Origin of the sequence: Xylophilus sp. ASV27 (assembly GCF_016428875.1) — a bacterium.
Classification (GTDB): Bacteria; Pseudomonadota; Gammaproteobacteria; order Burkholderiales; family Burkholderiaceae_C; genus Xylophilus.
Window position 1 is genome coordinate 1 of record NZ_JAELTO010000098.1, and the last position, 16,697, is coordinate 16,697.

Sequence of the window (16,697 nt, forward strand, 5' to 3'; positions counted from 1 at the left end):
CCCCCCCCCCCCCCCCCCCCCCACCCCTACACTAGGTTCTCTTCGTCGGCAGCGTCAGATGTGTATAAGAGACAGAACCTGCTGCGCCTGCTGCGCCGGGCCGGCGGCGCGCTGCGCCAGTTCGTCGCCACGCGCCGCGGCGGCGCCGCGCCCGCCGACGGCGGACCGCCCGCGCCATGACGCGTTTCTTCCGGGGCGCCTACATCCTCTGGGTGGCCCTGCGCTACGGCCTCGATGAACTGGTGTTGACCAGCTTCAGCCAGCCCTGGCTGCGCCGCGTGACCCGCGTGGTCACCTTCGGCCGCAGCTTCTCCGCGCCGCGCGGGCAGCGCCTGCGCGAGGCGCTGGAGCACCTGGGGCCGATCTTCGTGAAGTTCGGTCAGGTGCTGTCGACGCGGCGCGACCTGATGCCCGCCGACATCGCCGACGAACTGGCGCGCCTGCAGGACCGGGTGGCACCGTTTCCCGCCGAGGTCGCCGTGGCGATCATCGAGCGCGCGTTCCGCCGGCCGATCGGCTCGGTCTTCACCAGCTTCGAGACCGAGCCGGTGGCCAGCGCGTCGATTGCGCAGGTGCATTTCGCCACCTTGCGCGACCGGGACGGGCATGAGCGCGCGGTGGCGGTCAAGGTGCTGCGCCCGGGCATGCTGCCGGCGATCGAGAAGGACCTGTCGCTCATGGCCATGATGGCGCGCTGGGTCGAGGGCCTGTCGTCCGACGGCAAGCGCCTGAAGCCGCGCGAGGTGGTGGCCGAGTTCAACAAGTACCTGCACGACGAGCTGGACTTCATCCGCGAGGCGGCCAACGCCGCCCAGTTGCGCCGCAACATGGCCGGCGTCGAGCTGGTGCGCATCCCCGAGATCTTCTGGGACTTCTGCCATCCCGACGTCATGGTGATGGAGCGCATGAAGGGCGTGCCCATCAACCAGCTCGAGCGGCTGCGCATGGCCGGCGTGGACATCAGGAAGCTGGCGCGCGACGGCGTCACCATCTTCTTCACCCAGGTGTTCCGCGATGGCTTCTTCCATGCCGACATGCACCCGGGCAACATCCAGGTCAGCCTGGAGCCGGAACACTTCGGCAGCTACGTGCTGCTGGACTTCGGCATCGTCGGCACGCTGACCGAGTTCGACAAGGAATACCTGGCGCAGAACTTCACCGCCTTCTTCCGCCGCGACTACAAGCGCGTGGCCGAACTGCACGTGGAATCCGGCTGGGTGCCGCCCGATACCCGCGTGGACGAGCTGGAGTCGGCCATCCGCGCGGTCTGCGAGCCGTATTTCGACCGCCCGCTCAAGGACCTGTCGCTGGGCATGGTGCTGATGCGCCTGTTCCAGACCTCGCGCCGCTTCCACGTCGAGATCCAGCCGCAGCTGGTGCTGCTGCAGAAGACCCTGCTCAACATCGAGGGCCTGGGCCGCCAGCTGGACCCGGACCTGGACCTGTGGAGCACCGCCAAGCCCTTCCTGGAGAAATGGATGGTCGACCAGATCGGCCCGAAGAAGCTCTTCAAGCAGTTGCGCGACCAGGCGCCGCGCTACGCCAAGATGCTGCCGGAATTGCCGCACCTGCTGCACGAGTTCCTGCGGCAGCGTCCCGCGGGCGAGCGGCAGCGCCGCCAGCTCGAGGATCTGCTGCGCGCCCAGCAGCGCACCAACCGGCTGCTGCAGACCCTGATCTACGGTGGCATGGGTTTTGTATTGGGGCTGCTGGCGATGCAGATCCTGATACGCATCCGGTTCTTCTAGGCCACTCTCCCCCCTTTCTTTTTTTCCACGCTTTTGTCCGAGGACGCCGCCGTGCTGCTGAGCCTGGTCTTTCTCTACCTGCTGGTCACCATCGGCGTCGGTCTGCTGGCCGCGCGGCGCGTCAAGAACACCGCCGATTTCGCCGTGGCCGGACGGCATCTGCCGCTGGCGATGATCGTCACGACCACCTTCGCCACCTGGTTCGGCTCCGAGACGGTGCTGGGCATACCGGCCAAGTTCATCGACGGCGGGCTCAACGGCGTGGTGGAGGACCCGTTCGGCGCCGGCACCTGCCTGATCCTGGTGGGTGTGTTCTTTGCCGCCAAGCTCTACCGCATGTCGCTCCTGACCATCAGCGACTACTACCGGGAGCGCTACGGCCGCGGCGTGGAGGTGGTGTGCTCGCTGATCATCATGCTCAGCTACCTGGGCTGGGTCTCGGCCCAGGTCACGGCGCTGGGGCTGGTGTTCAACGTGCTGTCGGCCGGCGCCATTCCGATACCGCTGGGCATGGTGATCGGGGTGGTTTCCATCCTGGCCTATACGCTGTTCGGCGGCATGTGGTCGGTGGCCATCACCGACTTCATCCAGATGATCATCCTGGTCGCGGGCCTGGCGATCCTGGCGGTGTTCGCCGGCGGCATGGCCGGCGGCGCCGACAAGGTGGTGGCCTTCGCCGTGAGCCGCGACCTGTTCCGCTTCTGGCCGGAGCCGAGCTTCCACGACATCGTGTTCTTCTTCGGCGCGGCCATCACCATGATGCTGGGCTCGGTGCCGCAGCAGGACGTGTTCCAGCGCGTGATGTCGGCCAAAAGCGAACACGCGGCCACCCGGGGGCCGGTGATCGGCGGCATCTGCTACATCCTGTTCGCCTTCGTGCCCATGTTCCTGGTGGCCAGCGCGCTGCTGATCATGCCGGAGCAGGCCCAGGCGCTGCTCAAGGAGGATCCGCAGAAGGTGCTGCCCACCCTGGTGCTGCAGAAGATGCCCTTCGTGATGCAGGTGCTCTTCTTTGGTGCGCTGCTGTCGGCCATCAAGTCCACGGCGTCGGCCACGCTGCTGGCGCCCAGCGTGACGTTCACCGAGAACATCTGGCGCCAGTTCCGTCCCGGCCGCTCGGACCGCCAGAACCTGCGCACCATGCGCATCACCGTGCTGGTGTTCAGTTGCTGCGTGCTGGCCTACGCGATCTTCATGGAGGGCACCTCGATCTACGAAATGGTGTCGGGCGCCTACCAGGTCACGCTGGTCGGGGCCTTCGTGCCGCTGGTCTTCGGCCTCTATTGGAAGCGTGCCACCACCCAGGGCGCGGCGCTGTCCATCGCCTTCGGCCTGCTGGCCTGGCTGGCCGGCCTGGCAACGGCCTGGGGCGAGGTGTTTCCGGCCCAGTTGGCCGGCTTGCTGGCGGCCCTGCTGGGCATGCTGGCCGGCTCGTTCGGGCCGCAACTGATCCGCAATTCCCACCGCAAGCATCTGCCGGTGGAGGGGATGGGCTGAAAGGCTTGCGCCGGCCCTGAACGGGGGCTGCCACCTATAATCGAGGGTTTTGTCGGCCGGCCCGTCCGGCTATCAGTGGTCCCTCACCTTCCCCTTATCGCCATGCCCCTTTACGCCTACAAATGCGAGTCCTGCGGGTTTAGCAAGGACGTACTGCAAAAGATTTCCGACGCCCCGCTCACGGCATGCCCGGCGTGCGGCGCCGACGCGTTTCGCAAGCAGGTCACGGCCGCGGGCTTCCAGCTCAAGGGTTCGGGCTGGTACGTGACGGATTTCCGCGACGGCGCAAAGCCCTCTGGCAGCAAGGCCGACGGCGATGGCAAGCCCGCCGAAACCGCCAAGCCCGAGGCCGCCTCGCCCGCCAAGGCCGACGCCCCGGCGGCGGCACCCGCGCCCGCGCCGGCCGCGCCGCCGCCCGCGCCGAGCAGCGGCAGCTAGGCGCGCCTGATGAACGCCTTGCGCAAATGGCTGTTCTCGGGCCTGCTGGTGATCGTGCCGCTGGCGATCACCATCTGGGTGCTCGACTGGATCGTCGGCACGCTGGACCAGACGCTGCTGATCCTGCCTGCCGCCTGGCACCCGGATCGCCTGCTGGGTCTGCACATCCCCGGCTTCGGCGTGCTGCTGACCCTGCTGATCCTGCTGGTGGTCGGCGCCGTCACCAGCAACTTCGTCGGCAAGCAACTGGTGCGCTGGGGTGACGCGGTGCTCGGGCGCATCCCGGTGGTGCGGTCCATCTACACCAGCGTCAAGCAGGTGTCGGACACGCTGTTCTCCGAGAGCGGCAATGCCTTTCGCACCGCGGTGCTGGTGCAGTGGCCGCGCGAGGGCGTGTGGACCGTCGGCTTCGTCACCGGTTCGCCGGGCGGCGACGTCGCCACCTATCTGCGCGACGACTTCCTGAGCGTCTACGTTCCCACCACGCCCAACCCCACGGGCGGCTATTTCGTCATGCTGCGGCGCAGCGACTGCATCGAGCTGGACATGCACGTCGACGCCGCGCTCAAGTACATCGTCTCCATGGGCGTGGTCGTGCCCGTCGGCCCGTCCCAACCCAAGTAACGCAACGCGCCGCCCTGGCGCCGGAATCTCACTATGGCTATGCGCTCCCACTACTGCGGTCTCGTGACCGAAGCCCTCCTGGGCCAGACCGTCACCCTCTGCGGCTGGGTGAACCGCCGCCGCGACCACGGCGGCGTCATCTTCATCGACCTGCGCGACCGCGAAGGCTATGTGCAGGTGGTCTGCGACCCCGACCGCGCCGAGACCTTCAAGGTCGCGGAACTGGTGCGCAACGAGTTCTGCGTGCAGGTCAAGGGCCTGGTGCGCGAGCGCCCGGCCGGCACCGTCAACGAGGGCCTTAAGAGCGGCAGGATCGAGGTGCTGGCGCACGAACTGGTGGTGCTCAACCCTTCGGTCACGCCCCCGTTCCAGATCGACGACGAGGACCTGAGCGAGACCACGCGGCTGACCCACCGCGTGCTGGACCTGCGCCGCCCCTACATGCAGAACAACCTGATGCTGCGCTACAAGGTGGCCATGGAGGTGCGCAAGTTCCTGGATGCGCACGGCTTCATCGACATCGAGACGCCGATGCTCACCAAGAGCACGCCCGAGGGCGCGCGCGACTACCTGGTGCCCAGCCGCGTGCACGACGGCCACTTCTTCGCGCTGCCGCAGTCGCCCCAGTTGTTCAAGCAGTTGCTGATGGTGTCGGGCTTCGATCGCTACTACCAGATCACCAAGTGCTTCCGCGACGAAGACCTGCGCGCCGACCGCCAGCCGGAATTCACGCAGATCGACATCGAGACCTCGTTCCTGACGGAGGAGGACATCCGCGCGCTGTTCCAGGAAATGATCGTCACGGTGTTCAAGAACACCCTTGGCGTGGACCTGGGCGAATTCCCGATCATGACCTACCAGGACGCCGCGCGCCGCTTCGGCTCGGACAAGCCGGACCTGCGCGTCAAGCTCGAATTCACCGAGCTGACCGACGTCATGGCCGACGTCGACTTCAAGGTCTTCTCCGGCGCCGCCAACATGAAGGGCGGCCGCGTCGTGGCCCTGCGCGTGCCCGGCGGCGCGCGCGAGAGCGGCGGCCTGAGCCGTAGCGAGATCGACGCCTACACCGAGTTCGTCAAGATCTACGGCGCCAAGGGCCTGGCCTACATCAAGGTCAACGACCTGGCCAAGGGACGTGATGGCCTGCAGTCGCCGATCGTGAAGAACATCCACGACACGGCGATCGCGCAGATCCTCGAGCGCACGGGCGCGCAGGACGGCGACCTGCTGTTCTTCGGCGCCGACAAGGAGAAGATCGTCAACGACGCCATCGGCGCGCTGCGCATCAAGATCGGCCACAGCGAGTTCGGCAAGAACAACGGCCTGTTCGAAGACCGCTGGGCGCCGCTGTGGGTGGTGGACTTCCCGATGTTCGAGTACGACGACGAAGCCGGGCGCTGGAACGCCGTACACCATCCCTTCACCGCGCCCAAGGACGGCCACGAGGACTGGATGGCGACCGACCCGGGCAAGTGCATATCCAAGGGCTACGACATGGTGCTCAACGGCTGGGAAATGGGCGGCGGCTCGGTCCGTATCCACCGTGCCGACGTGCAGCAGAAGGTGTTCGATGCGCTCAGGATCACCCCGCAGGAGGCGCAGCAGAAGTTCGGCTTCCTGCTCGACGCGCTGCAGTACGGTGCTCCGCCGCATGGCGGCCTGGCCTTCGGCCTCGACCGCATCGTCACGCTGATGACCAAGGCCGAGTCGATCCGCGACGTGATCGCCTTCCCCAAGACCCAGCGCGCCCAGTGCCTGCTTACCCAGGCGCCCAGCGCGGTCGACGAGAAGCAGTTGCGCGAACTGCACATCAAGCTGCGCAACCCGGTGGCGGCGTAACATCCGCCGTCCTGCAGGAAAGGCACCCTCGGGTGCCTTTTGTCCTATGCAAGCCGCACGCCGCCCCTTCAAGCTCCCGCAGTCCGTGCTGGTGGTCATCCATACCGCCGCGCTGGAGGTGCTGATGATCCGCCGCGCCGACGCCGGCGAGCACTGGCAGTCGGTCACCGGCAGCAAGGACCACCGGGAGGAGGATTTCCGCGAGACGGCGATCCGCGAGGTGGCCGAGGAAACCGGCATCGACGCCCTGGGAGCGGGCTGCGTGCTGACCGACTGGCAACTGAAGAACGTCTACCCGATCTACCCGCAGTGGCGGCACCGCTATGCGCCAGGCGTCACGCACAATACCGAGCACCTGTTCGGACTGCTTGTGCCCGCGGGCATGCCGGTGCGCTTGGCGCCGCGCGAGCACACGGATTTCGAGTGGCTGCCGTACCGCGCGGCTGCGGATCGGTGCTTCTCGCCCTCCAATGCGGAGGCGATCCTGATGCTGCCCCGTTTCAGGGGCGGATAGCGTTCATTCCTCGGCCACGGTCGCCGCCGGCGGCGCGCTCACCAGGGCGTCGGGCGCCACGCGCAGCGTCAGGCCGCCGGGCTGGCGGTGGCGGTCCTGGGTCAGGGCGGCGCGGCGCGGTGGCGAGCCGCAGGCCCGCCGCAGTTCATCGATGCCGGCCTGCAGCTTGTCGGCATCGGGTATGCGCTCCTGCTGCCGGCTCAGCACCTGCTGCGCCAGGTCGATCAGTTTGCAGTTGAGGGTATCGCGGGTGGCCTGCTGCAGGCTGCGCACGGCATCCTGCGGGCGCTCGTTCAGGCTCAAGGCCATCGCGCCCTCAGCCATCCGGTTGATCTCGCTGTGGCACTGGCGCAGCGCCTCGACGTAGGGGGGGTGGGCCACGCAGGCGCAGGCCAGCAGTTCGCCCAGGCCGCGCGATGTGGCATAGCGAAGGCCCAGGGCGTGGACCCAGTCGCTGCTTTCGGGCAGCGTGATGGAGGTGGAGGCCAGCATGGACAGCAAGCCGGCCAGGTTGCAGGCGGCTTCGAAATCGAAGTCGGGCTGGCGCGCCGCGCTGGCCAGGGTGCGCACGGACGCCACGGCGGCGCTCACGTGGCGCGACTGGATCAGCTGCAGGCACTCGACCACCTCGCGGAAGCGGCGCAGGCGCACGTCGTCGGGCTGGCGCTCCAGCAGGCGCTGAAAGTCCGCCATGCAGCGGTCCAGCGCCTTGCGGTCGTTCTCCTGGAACGAGGCGAAGGCCAGCAGCACCAGCGACTGCGCATCGAACATCTTGGAGCCTGCCCCGAGGGTGGCGGCACGGGCCAGCACGCGGGCGGCGGTGGCCCGGTCGCCGAGGTAGTAGGCCATCATTCCGTGCTTCTGCAGCCGCACCACCGAGCCCGGCGTGAATTCGGCTGCGGTGCGGTAGGTCTGCAGTGCGTCCTCGAAGCGGCCGAGCTCCACCTGGGCGGCGCCCATCACGTCGTAAGCATCGACAAAGCCGCTGTCTTCGCCCAGCAGGCGCTCCAGCGTGCTGAGCGCCTTGCCGGCCTGGCCGGCCTCGATCTGCACCCGCGCCACCCCCAGCTTGGCCCAGGGCAGCGCCTTGGCCTCGATGACGGCGTCGCACAGCGCCCGGGCCTCGCCGTGGCGGCCCAGGCGCAGCAGCAGTTCGGTACCGATGCGCGCGGCATAGAGCCAATAGGGCGCGCGCTGCTCGAACCGCTCCAGGCACAGCCGGGCCGCCTCATCGAAGGACAGGGCCTCGATGGCCGTGAAGATCGGCTTCAGGTGGGACTTGCGCAGGCGCGCCGCATTCAAGCGGCGAAACAGGTCCGTGGCCGTGAACGGCTTGAGCAGGTAGCCGTCGAGGGCGGACTCCGCCGCCTCGGCCACGCTGGCATAGGTGGCGTCGCCGGTCACCATGAAGAAGACGGTGGAGAAGGGCAGCAACTGCGCGCGCCGCAGGTCGTCCAGCAGGGCCTGTCCAGAGTAGCCCCCGTCGGAGAAGCGCTGCTCGCACAGCACGAAGTCGAACTGCGACAGTTCCAGCCGTGCCCGCGCCTCCAGCACGCGGCTGCACTGCACCACCTTGCCGATGCCGTACTCGCGCAACTGGGTCACCAGGATGCCGCGCGAGACCATGTTGCTGTCGATCACCAGCGCCTGGCATTCGGAGATCTTCTGCAGTGCAAGGGCCATGGAGGGACGGATGGCGGCAGGGCCGCGGCAAATCGCCGCTAGGGCAATATTATCCCGTCGCTGCTACCATGCCCGGATGTTGAAGAAGGCCGCCGCTCCCATGATTCCAGCCACCCCCCCCGCCGGAGACCTCGAACAGGGCGTTCCGGTATCGGTCAAGATCCGGGAGCGCATCGCTGCGGCGAAGCGGCGCTTCAATGCCAACGACAACATCGCCGAGTTCATAGAACCCGGCGAGCTGGAGAAGCTGCTGGACGAGGTCGAGCACAAGATGCACGGTGTGCTCGACAGCCTGGTGATCGACACCGAGTCCGACCACAACACCCGCAACACCGCGCGCCGCGTGGCCAAGATGTACATCAACGAGGTGTTTCGCGGCCGCTACGTGGAGGCGCCGCCGATCACCGAGTTTCCCAACGTCGAGCGCCTGAACGAGCTGATGATCGTCGGCCCGATCACGGTGCGCAGCGCCTGCAGCCACCATTTCTGCCCGGTCATCGGCAAGATCTGGATCGGCGTCATGCCCAACGAGCACACCAACGTCATCGGCTTGTCCAAGTACGCGCGGCTGGTCGACTGGGTCATGGGCCGTCCGCAGATCCAGGAAGAAGCCGTGGTGCAGCTGGCCGACCTGATCATGGACAAGACCCAGCCCGACGGCCTGGCCATCGTCATGGAGGCGAGCCACTACTGCATGTGCTGGCGCGGCGTGAAGGAGATGGACAGCAAGATGATCAATTCCGTGATGCGCGGCGTGTTCCTGAAGGATTCGACGCTGCGGCGCGAATTCCTGTCCCTGATCCCCCGGAAGGTCTGACCCATGCTCGTTCGCCTGCTCTATGCCAGCCGCGCCGTGGATGCCTCGGCCGCGGCGATCGAATCCATCCTCGCCAAGTCGCGCGAGCACAACCCGGCCACCGGCATCACCGGCATCCTGTGCTATGGCCGCGGCATCTTCCTGCAGGCCATCGAGGGCAGCCGCTCGGCCGTGAATGCGCTGTACGGCACCATCCTGCGCGACCCCCGCCACCAGGACGTGGAGCTGCTGCTGTTCGAGGAGATCGGCGAGCGCCGCTTCGGCGGCTGGACCATGGGGCAGGTCAACCTGTCGCGGCTCAACGCTTCCATCGTCCTCAAGTACTCCGAGAAGCCGGAACTCGACCCGTACGCGGTGTCCGGCGCTGCCTCGCTGTCGCTGCTGGAAGAACTGATGGCCACCGCCTCCATCGTCGGACGCACCGGCTGAACCCGCCGAGGTGTCGCCCACCGCGTTCGCGCTCGTCATTCTGGCGGGCCTGATCCATGCCAGCTGGAACATCGCCGCCAAGAAGGCCGGCGGCGATGCGCGTTTTGCGTTCTTCACCAGCGTGGTGATGATGCTGCTCTGGGCGCCGCTCGGCTGGTGGGCCGGGCGCGGCGTGGTGGGGCAGTGGGGCGGGACCGAATGGGCCTTCGTCGCGGTCAGCGGCGTGCTGCACGTGCTGTACTACGTGACGCTGCTGCGCGGCTACCGGCGCGCCGACCTGACCGTGGTCTATCCGATGGCGCGCGGCTCGGGGCCGCTGCTGTCCGCCACCGTGGCCATCGTGCTGCTGGGCGAGCAGTTGTCCGCGCTCGGGGCCCTGGGCATCGCCGGCGTGGCCGCGGGCGTGTTCCTCATTGCCGGCGGCCCCGGGCTGTTGCGCGCGGCGCATGACCCGGCGCGCCGGCAGCGGGTGCACAAGGGCCTGCTCTACGGCGTGGCCACCGGCGCCTTCATCGCCAGCTACACCGTGGTGGACGGCTACGCGGTCAAGGTGCTGCTGCTGTCGCCGATCCTGGTGGACTACCTGGGCAATTTCGTGCGCGTGGCGCTGCTGGCGCCCGCCGTGCTGCGCGACCGGACGACGGCCGCCATGTTGTGGCGGCGGCAGTGGAAGTACGCGCTGGTGGTCGGCGCCATCAGCCCCGTGTCCTATGTGCTGGTGCTGTATGCCATGCAGACGGCGCCGCTGTCGCACGTGGCGCCCGCGCGCGAGGTGTCCATGCTGTTTGCCGCGCTGATCGGCGGCCATCTGCTGGGCGAAGGCGACCGCGTGCTGCGCCTGTTCGGGGCGCTGTGCATCGCCGCCGGCGTCACCGCGCTGGCCCTGGGCTGAGACGCCATGACCGCGCCGCCTCTGCTGTTCGGCTGCGACTTCTCCTCCAGTCCCAGCCGGCGCAAGCCGATCGTGCTGGCGTTTGGCGCGCTGGCCGGCGCGCGGGTGCGGCTGGGCCGCCTGCAGCCGTTCGAGAGCCTGCGGGATTTCGGCGCCTGGCTGGCCGCGCCGGACCAGCGCTGGGTCGGCGGCTTCGACCTGCCCTTCGGGCTGCCGCGCGAGCTGGTGCAGGCGCTGGGCTGGCCCACCGACTGGGCCGCCTGCATGGACCACTACGCCGGCCTGTCGCGCGCCGACATCCGCGCGCGCTTCGCCGCCTTCTGCGCGGCGCGGCCCGTGGGCGCGAAGTTCGCGCACCGGGTGACGGATGGGCCGGCCGGCGCCAGCCCGTCGATGAAATGGGTGAATCCGCCGGTGGCCTTCATGCTGCATGCCGGCGTGCCGCTGCTGCGCGCGGCCGGGGCCTGCCTGGCCGGCGTGATGCCGCACGAGCCGCGGGCCGCGAAGCTGGCGCTGGAGGCCTACCCCGGCCTGCTCGCGCGCGAGGTGCTCGGGCGGCGCAGCTACAAGAGCGACACGCGCGCCAGGCAGACGCCCGAGCGCCTGGCCGCGCGCGAGCACCTGCTGGCCGCGCTGGCATGCGGTGCCGGCCCGGCCGGGCCGCTGCGGCTGGGGCTGCGGCTCGACCTGCGCCCGGCCCAGCATGAGCGCCTGCTGGCCGACGGCAGCGGCGATGCGCTCGACGCCGTGCTGTGCCTGATGCAGGCGGCATGGGCCCTGCGCCGCCAGCGCGAGGGCGCCACCTGCCACGGACTGCCGGAGGGCATCGATCCGCTGGAGGGTTGGATCATCAGCGCCTGAGTTTCAAGCAAAAAGTGGCTGTAGCCCATATTCCACCTTGGCCTTTAGCTATGATTAATATAGCAATCTCGCCGCCGTCCCACTGCCGCAGTAGGATGTGCGCCATGCCTCGTATCCTGCTCTTGCTGGTGTTCCTGCTGCCGCTGGGGTTGGCGGCCGCGCCGGCGCCCTGGTACCAGTGGCGCAGCCTGCTCGACGGCACCCGGGTGTGCGCGCAGACCTCGCCCGGCGAAGGCTGGGCGCGCGCCGACGGCCCGTACAGCGACGCCGCCTGCCGCCGCCCGCTGCACGTCATCCGCCTGTAGCCTGTCGAATGGGTGAAGGGGCCGCCATGGCGCTGGCATAGACTGAGGGGCGGTGTCGCGGGGGCACCACTGGTCTGATCAAGAAGGAGAGTCACCATGCATCTGGTTCGGCGCGTTCGGCGCTCTTCACGCCCTCGCATGCGCTGCTCGGGATGACCGCGGCACCGGGCACCGTCAGCCTCAACACGTCGGGCGCGACGGCCTCCATCGACACCTCCGCTATGCAGCAGGCCGCGCGCAGCCTGGAAGAGATCGGCACGCGCCTGGAGCAGGCCCAGGCTTCGGGCGACAGCGCCGCGGCCAGCAAGGCCACCGGCGACATGGTGGCGGCCCTGTCGGGCGGCGGCGGTGGCGTGATCCCGTCCGAGCAGTTGCGCACCCTGCTGCCGGAGACGGCCGGCGGCCTGCCGCGCGAGTCCATCGAGGCGCAGGGCGGCGGAGCCATGGGCCTAGCCGGCAGCACCGCCCGCGCCACCTACCGCAGCGGCGACCAGCGCATCGAACTGGCCGTGACCGATGCCGGCGCCGTCGGCGCGCTGGCCACCGCATGGTCGCATATCACGCTGGACCGCGACACCGCCGACGGCGTGGAGAAGGTCTACCAGGACGGCAGGCGCACCGTGCGCGAGGACTACCGCAAGGACAACAGCCACGGCGAGTACCTGATGATCCTGGACAACGGCCTGCTGGTCGAGGGCAAGGGCGGCAACCTCGACTTCGAGGCGGTGCGCAGGGCCGTCAGGTCGCTGGACCTCGGCCGTGCCGAGGGTTTGAAGCGCCCCGAGAAATCCTGATCCGCACCGCTTGGCCGCTCCCATGCCCACCGACCTGATCCTGGTGCGCCACGGCGAGACCGACGCCAACCTCGAGCGGCGTTTCCAGGGCCAGGTCGACCGTCCGCTCAATGCCACCGGCCACGCCCAGGCGCTGCGCCTGGCGCAGCGCCTGGCCGGGTCGCCGCCCGACCTGCTCTGGTCCAGCGACCTGGCGCGCGCCCGTGAAACCGCCATGCCCGTGGCCGCGCAGACCGGCCTGGTGCTGGCCACCGATGCCGGCCTGCGCGAGCAGAACTTCGGCGTGGTGGACGGCATGCGCGTGGACGACATCCAGCGCGACTTTCCCGAAGCCTGGCAGCGCTGGACGCAGTTCCGCGCCGACTGCGCCCTGCCGGGCGGCGAGTCCACGCGCGACTTCCATGCGCGCGTGATCGGCGCCCTGCGCCGCGTCGCGGCCGCGCATGCGGGCCGCTCGGTGCTGGTGGTGACGCACGGCGGCGTGCTGGACATGGTCTACCGCACCGCGCGCGCACTGAGCCTGGATGGCCCGCGCACCGCGCCGATTCCCAATGCCGGCATCAACCGTGTGCGGGTGGCGGGCGAGGCGCTGCAGATCCTCGCCTGGGCCGACACCGCGCACCTGGCCGGCCTGCCGCCGCAGCCGGTCTATGACCAGGCGCGGCTGGCGCGCGCAGCGCCGGTGCGGGAACCCGCTGCGCGCGGGCTCGGGTAGCGCCTCAGACGCCTGCGAGCGCCGCGTTGAAGGTCGCGCTCGGGCGCATGGCCGCGCTCATCTTGGCTGCGTCGGGCAGGAAGTAGCCGCCGATGTCCACCGGCTTGCCTTGCACTTGCTTGAGTTCGTCGACGATCTTCTGCTCGTTCTCGCTCAGCGCCTTGGCCAGCGGCGCGAAGTGGGCCTGCAGCTCCTGGTCCTCGGTCTGCGCCGCCAGCGCCTGGGCCCAGTACAGCGCCAGGTAGAAGTGGCTGCCGCGGTTGTCCAGCTCGCCGGTGCGGGCCGAAGGGCCCTTGTTGTTGTCGAGCAGGATGCCGGTGGCCGCGTCCAGGGTGCTGGCCAGGATCTGCGCCTTCCGGTTGCCGGTCTTCAGGCCCACGTCCTCCAGCGACACGGCCAGCGCGAGGAATTCACCGAGCGAGTCCCAGCGCAGGTGGTTTTCTTCCACCAGTTGCTTGACGTGCTTGGGCGCGGAGCCGCCGGCGCCGGTCTCGTACATGCCGCCGCCGGCCATCAGCGGCACGATGGACAGCATCTTGGCGCTGGTGCCCAGCTCCATGATCGGGAACAGGTCGGTCAGGTAGTCGCGCAGGATGTTGCCGGTGACCGAGATGGTGTCCAGGCCGCGGATCACGCGCTCGAGCGTGTAGCGCATGGCGCGCACCTGCGACATGATCTGGATGTCCAGGCCGGTGGTGTCGTGGTCCTTCAGGTACTTCTGCACCTTCTTGATCAGCTCGGCTTCGTGCGGGCGGTACGGGTCGAGCCAGAACAGCGCGGGCATGCCGGAATTGCGGGCGCGCGTGACGGCGAGCTTGACCCAGTCGCGGATCGGCGCGTCCTTGACCTGGCACATGCGCCAGATGTCGCCCTGCTCGACGTTCTGCGACAGCAGCACCTCGCCGGTGGCCAGATCGACGATGTTGGCCACGCCGTCCTCGGCGATCTCGAAGGTCTTGTCGTGCGAGCCGTACTCCTCGGCCTTCTGCGCCATCAGGCCCACGTTGGGCACGGTGCCCATGGTGCGCGGGTCGAAGTTGCCGTTGGTCTTGCAGAAGTTGATGACTTCCTGGTAGATGCGGGCGAAGGTGCTCTCGGGGATCACCGCCTTGGTGTCCTGCGGCTTGCCGTTGGCGTCCCACATCTTGCCGCCGAGGCGGATCATGGCCGGCATCGAGGCGTCGACGATCACGTCGTTGGGCGCGTGCAGGTTGGAGATGCCCTTGGCCGAGTCCACCATGGCCAGCGACGGGCGGTGCTCGTGGCAGGCGTGCAGGTCGCGGATGATCTCTTCCTTGATCGTCGAAGGCAGGCTCTCGATCTTCTCGTACAGGTTGACCAGGCCGTTGTTGACGTTGACGCCGAGTTCCTCGAACAGCTTGCCGTGCTTCTCGAACGCTTCCTTGTAGAAGATCCGGACCGCGTGGCCGAAGACGATCGGGTGCGAGACCTTCATCATGGTCGCCTTGACGTGCAGCGACAGCATCACGCCGGTCTTGCGCGCGTCCTCGAACTGCTCTTCATAGAAGTCGCACAGCGCCTTCTTGCTCATGAACATGCTGTCGATGATCTCGCCGTCCTGCAGCGACACCTTGGGCTTGAGCACGATCGTCCTGCCGCTTCTGGTGACGAGTTCCATCTTGACGTCGCGGGCGCGGTCGAGCGTCATGGACTTCTCGCCGTGGTAAAAGTCGCCGTGCTTCATGTGCGCCACGTGGGTGCGCGAGGCCATGCTCCACTCGCCCATGCTGTGCGGGTGCTTGCGCGCGTAGTTCTTGACGGCCGCGGGCGCGCGGCGGTCCGAGTTGCCTTCGCGCAGCACCGGGTTCACGGCGCTGCCCAGCACCTTGGAATAGCGGGCCAGCACCGCCTTGTCTTCGTCGGTCTGCGGGTCTTCCGGGAAGTCGGGAATCGCGTAGCCGCGGCCCTGCAGTTCGCGGATCGCCGCCACCAACTGCGGCACCGAGGCGCTGATGTTGGGCAGCTTGATGATGTTGGTGTCGGGCGACTGGGTGAGCCGGCCGAGTTCGGCCAGGTTGTCCGGCACGCGCTGCTCGGGCGTCAGGCGCTCCGGGAACTCCGCCAGGATCCGCGCCGCGACCGAGATGTCCGTGCTGACCACGTCGATGCCCGCCGGCGCCGTGAAGGTCTGGATCACGGGAAGCAGGGACGCCGTCGCCAGCAGCGGCGCCTCGTCCGTCAGGGTGTAGAGGATGGTGGATTTTCCGTTGGCCATTGTCGACTTCTGATGCAGTGGAGGAGGGTGAATGAATCGCTGAGGCGCCATTTTCTTCCATCCGCTGATGGCTCTTTTTGCATCGTGGAGCCAAGTCACAAATTGATAGCATGAAGCCCAGAATGCACCTGGGCTACAGCCATTTTTTGCCAGGAATCAGGCAGGCGGCGGTTCCGGCCAGGGCCGCTGCGGGTCGCGGATCAGCTCGAAGGCGCGCGCCACCTGCAGCACGCCCAGGTCGTCGAAGCGGGGGCCGGCGATCTGCAGGCCCACGGGCAGGCCGGCGCGGGTGTAGCCGCAGTTGATCGAGGCGGCCGGCTGCTCCGACATGTTGAAGGGCACGGTGAAGCCGATGTGCTCCAGCGGGTGCAGCGGGTCGTTGGTGGGCGAGGGCAGGGCGGCGTCGAAGGCGGGCATGGGCGCCGTGGGCGAGACCACGTAGTCGTACGCGCCGCAGGCGCGCACCGTGGCCACGCGGGTCAGGTGGAACTGGTGGTAGGCCAGGTAGACCTCGGCGCCGCCCATGCCGGCGGCGCTGTCGGCCCAGGCCTGGATGTAGGGCAGCACGCGGGCGCGGCGCTCGGCCGGCAGTCCGGCCATGTCCACGTAGGAGCGCATGCGCCAGAAGCGGTCCATGCCGTCGAGCATGGCCTGGGTCATGAAGGGCGCCATCGGCTCGACGACGGCGCCGGCGCGCTCCAGCAGCAGCGCGGCGCGCTCCACCGCCTCGCGCACCTCGGTTTCCACCGGCAGGCCGCAGCCCGCGTCCATCAGCAGGCCGATGCGCAGGCCGCGCAGTTTTTCCACGCCGGCGTCGAAGCGCTCCCAGGCGATGTCCTGCGGCGGCAGGCTCATGGTGTCGCGCGCATCGGGCCGCGACAGCACCCGCATCAGCAGGGCCGAGTCGGCCACGCTGCGGGTCATGGGGCCGGCGGCGCGGCCCATGGTCGGCGGGTCGATCGGCACGCGGCCCAGGCTGGGCTTGAGCGAGAAGATGCCGCACCAGCCCGCCGGCAGGCGCAGCGAGCCGCCGATGTCGGTGCCCAGGTGCAGCGGCCCGTAGCCGGCGGCCGCCGCCGCGCCCGCGCCGGCGCTGGAGCCGCCCGGGCCCTTGTCCAGGTCCCACGGGTTGCGCGTGAGCGCATGGAAGGACGAAAGCCCCGAGGACAGCATGCCGAAGTCGGGCATGGTGGTCTTGCTGACGATGACCGCGCCGGCCTCGCGCAGGCCTGTCTCTTATACACATCTAAAAAAGGGGGGGGGGGGGGGGGGGGGGGGGGGGGGGGGGGGGGGGGGGGGGGGGGG

The 16,697-nt window shown here is 68.7% G+C and carries 16 protein-coding genes and 1 pseudogene; 14 read left to right on the plus strand and 3 right to left on the minus strand.

The window, feature by feature from the left end:
- The 7 genes from JHD63_RS17635 to nudB all read left to right on the plus strand — a co-directional run.
- Positions 1-180, plus strand: a 180-nt coding sequence (locus JHD63_RS17635; protein ID WP_198972118.1) for a hypothetical protein, incomplete at its 5' end; no start/stop codon positions are given.
- A complete protein-coding gene (ubiB, locus tag JHD63_RS17640; RefSeq protein WP_198972119.1) occupies positions 177-1,748 on the plus strand; it encodes a ubiquinone biosynthesis regulatory protein kinase UbiB in 1,572 nt (523 codons plus the stop codon). The genes JHD63_RS17635 and ubiB, both read left to right, overlap by 4 nt.
- Positions 1,749-1,799: 51 nt before the next feature.
- Positions 1,800-3,245 (plus strand): sodium:solute symporter family protein, encoded by a 1,446-nt coding sequence (locus tag JHD63_RS17645; RefSeq protein WP_198972120.1) that lies wholly within the window; start codon positions 1,800-1,802, stop codon positions 3,243-3,245.
- Positions 3,246-3,347: 102 nt separating this feature from the next.
- Positions 3,348-3,683: an FmdB family zinc ribbon protein gene (locus JHD63_RS17650; RefSeq protein WP_198972121.1), complete on the plus strand. Its 336-nt coding sequence runs from the start codon at positions 3,348-3,350 to the stop codon at positions 3,681-3,683.
- Positions 3,684-3,692: 9 nt separating this feature from the next.
- Entirely contained in the window at positions 3,693-4,307 is a 615-nt protein-coding gene (locus tag JHD63_RS17655) for a DUF502 domain-containing protein (RefSeq protein WP_198972122.1), read from the plus strand.
- Positions 4,308-4,340: 33 nt separating this feature from the next.
- Positions 4,341-6,146: an aspartate--tRNA ligase gene (gene aspS / locus JHD63_RS17660; RefSeq protein WP_198972123.1), complete on the plus strand. Its 1,806-nt coding sequence runs from the start codon at positions 4,341-4,343 to the stop codon at positions 6,144-6,146.
- 46 nt (positions 6,147-6,192) lie between these two features.
- Complete coding sequence (gene nudB / locus JHD63_RS17665; RefSeq protein WP_198972124.1) at positions 6,193-6,660, plus strand: dihydroneopterin triphosphate diphosphatase; 468 nt, start codon at positions 6,193-6,195, stop codon at positions 6,658-6,660.
- 3 nt (positions 6,661-6,663) lie between these two features.
- Here nudB and JHD63_RS17670 read toward each other — a convergent pair whose 3' ends face one another.
- Complete coding sequence (locus JHD63_RS17670; RefSeq protein ID WP_198972125.1) at positions 6,664-8,343, minus strand: response regulator; 1,680 nt, start codon at positions 8,341-8,343, stop codon at positions 6,664-6,666.
- Positions 8,344-8,443: 100 nt separating this feature from the next.
- Between JHD63_RS17670 and folE the strand changes: the two genes are divergently transcribed.
- The 7 genes from folE (at position 8,444) to JHD63_RS17705 (ending at position 13,156) form a co-directional block, all read left to right on the plus strand.
- Positions 8,444-9,160 (plus strand): GTP cyclohydrolase I, encoded by a 717-nt coding sequence (gene folE / locus JHD63_RS17675; RefSeq protein WP_233168348.1) that lies wholly within the window; start codon positions 8,444-8,446, stop codon positions 9,158-9,160.
- A gap of 3 nt (positions 9,161-9,163) precedes the next feature.
- Positions 9,164-9,589 (plus strand): BLUF domain-containing protein, encoded by a 426-nt coding sequence (locus JHD63_RS17680; RefSeq protein WP_198972127.1) that lies wholly within the window; start codon positions 9,164-9,166, stop codon positions 9,587-9,589.
- A gap of 10 nt (positions 9,590-9,599) precedes the next feature.
- Positions 9,600-10,481: an EamA family transporter gene (locus JHD63_RS17685; RefSeq protein ID WP_198972128.1), complete on the plus strand. Its 882-nt coding sequence runs from the start codon at positions 9,600-9,602 to the stop codon at positions 10,479-10,481.
- A gap of 6 nt (positions 10,482-10,487) precedes the next feature.
- Positions 10,488-11,342, plus strand: coding sequence for a DUF429 domain-containing protein (locus JHD63_RS17690; protein WP_198972129.1), 855 nt, complete (start codon positions 10,488-10,490; stop codon positions 11,340-11,342).
- Positions 11,343-11,446: 104 nt separating this feature from the next.
- Positions 11,447-11,647, plus strand: a complete 201-nt coding sequence (locus JHD63_RS17695; RefSeq protein ID WP_233168350.1) for a hypothetical protein — start codon at positions 11,447-11,449, stop codon at positions 11,645-11,647.
- A 152-nt stretch (positions 11,648-11,799) separates the two neighbouring features.
- Positions 11,800-12,441 carry a hypothetical protein gene (locus JHD63_RS17700; RefSeq protein ID WP_198972131.1) on the plus strand — a complete coding sequence of 214 codons (642 nt, stop codon included), beginning with the start codon at positions 11,800-11,802 and terminating at the stop codon, positions 12,439-12,441.
- A gap of 22 nt (positions 12,442-12,463) precedes the next feature.
- Entirely contained in the window at positions 12,464-13,156 is a 693-nt protein-coding gene (locus tag JHD63_RS17705) for a histidine phosphatase family protein (RefSeq protein WP_198972132.1), read from the plus strand.
- A gap of 4 nt (positions 13,157-13,160) precedes the next feature.
- On the opposite strand, the gene JHD63_RS17710 is transcribed toward JHD63_RS17705, so the two are convergent.
- Both JHD63_RS17710 and JHD63_RS17715 read right to left on the minus strand, forming a co-directional pair.
- Entirely contained in the window at positions 13,161-15,392 is a 2,232-nt protein-coding gene (locus JHD63_RS17710; protein ID WP_198972133.1) for an NADP-dependent isocitrate dehydrogenase, read from the minus strand.
- 156 nt (positions 15,393-15,548) lie between these two features.
- A pseudogene (locus JHD63_RS17715) lies at positions 15,549-16,619 on the minus strand (amidase); the annotation flags it as partial.
- Between the last annotated feature and the right edge of the window lie 78 nt (positions 16,620-16,697).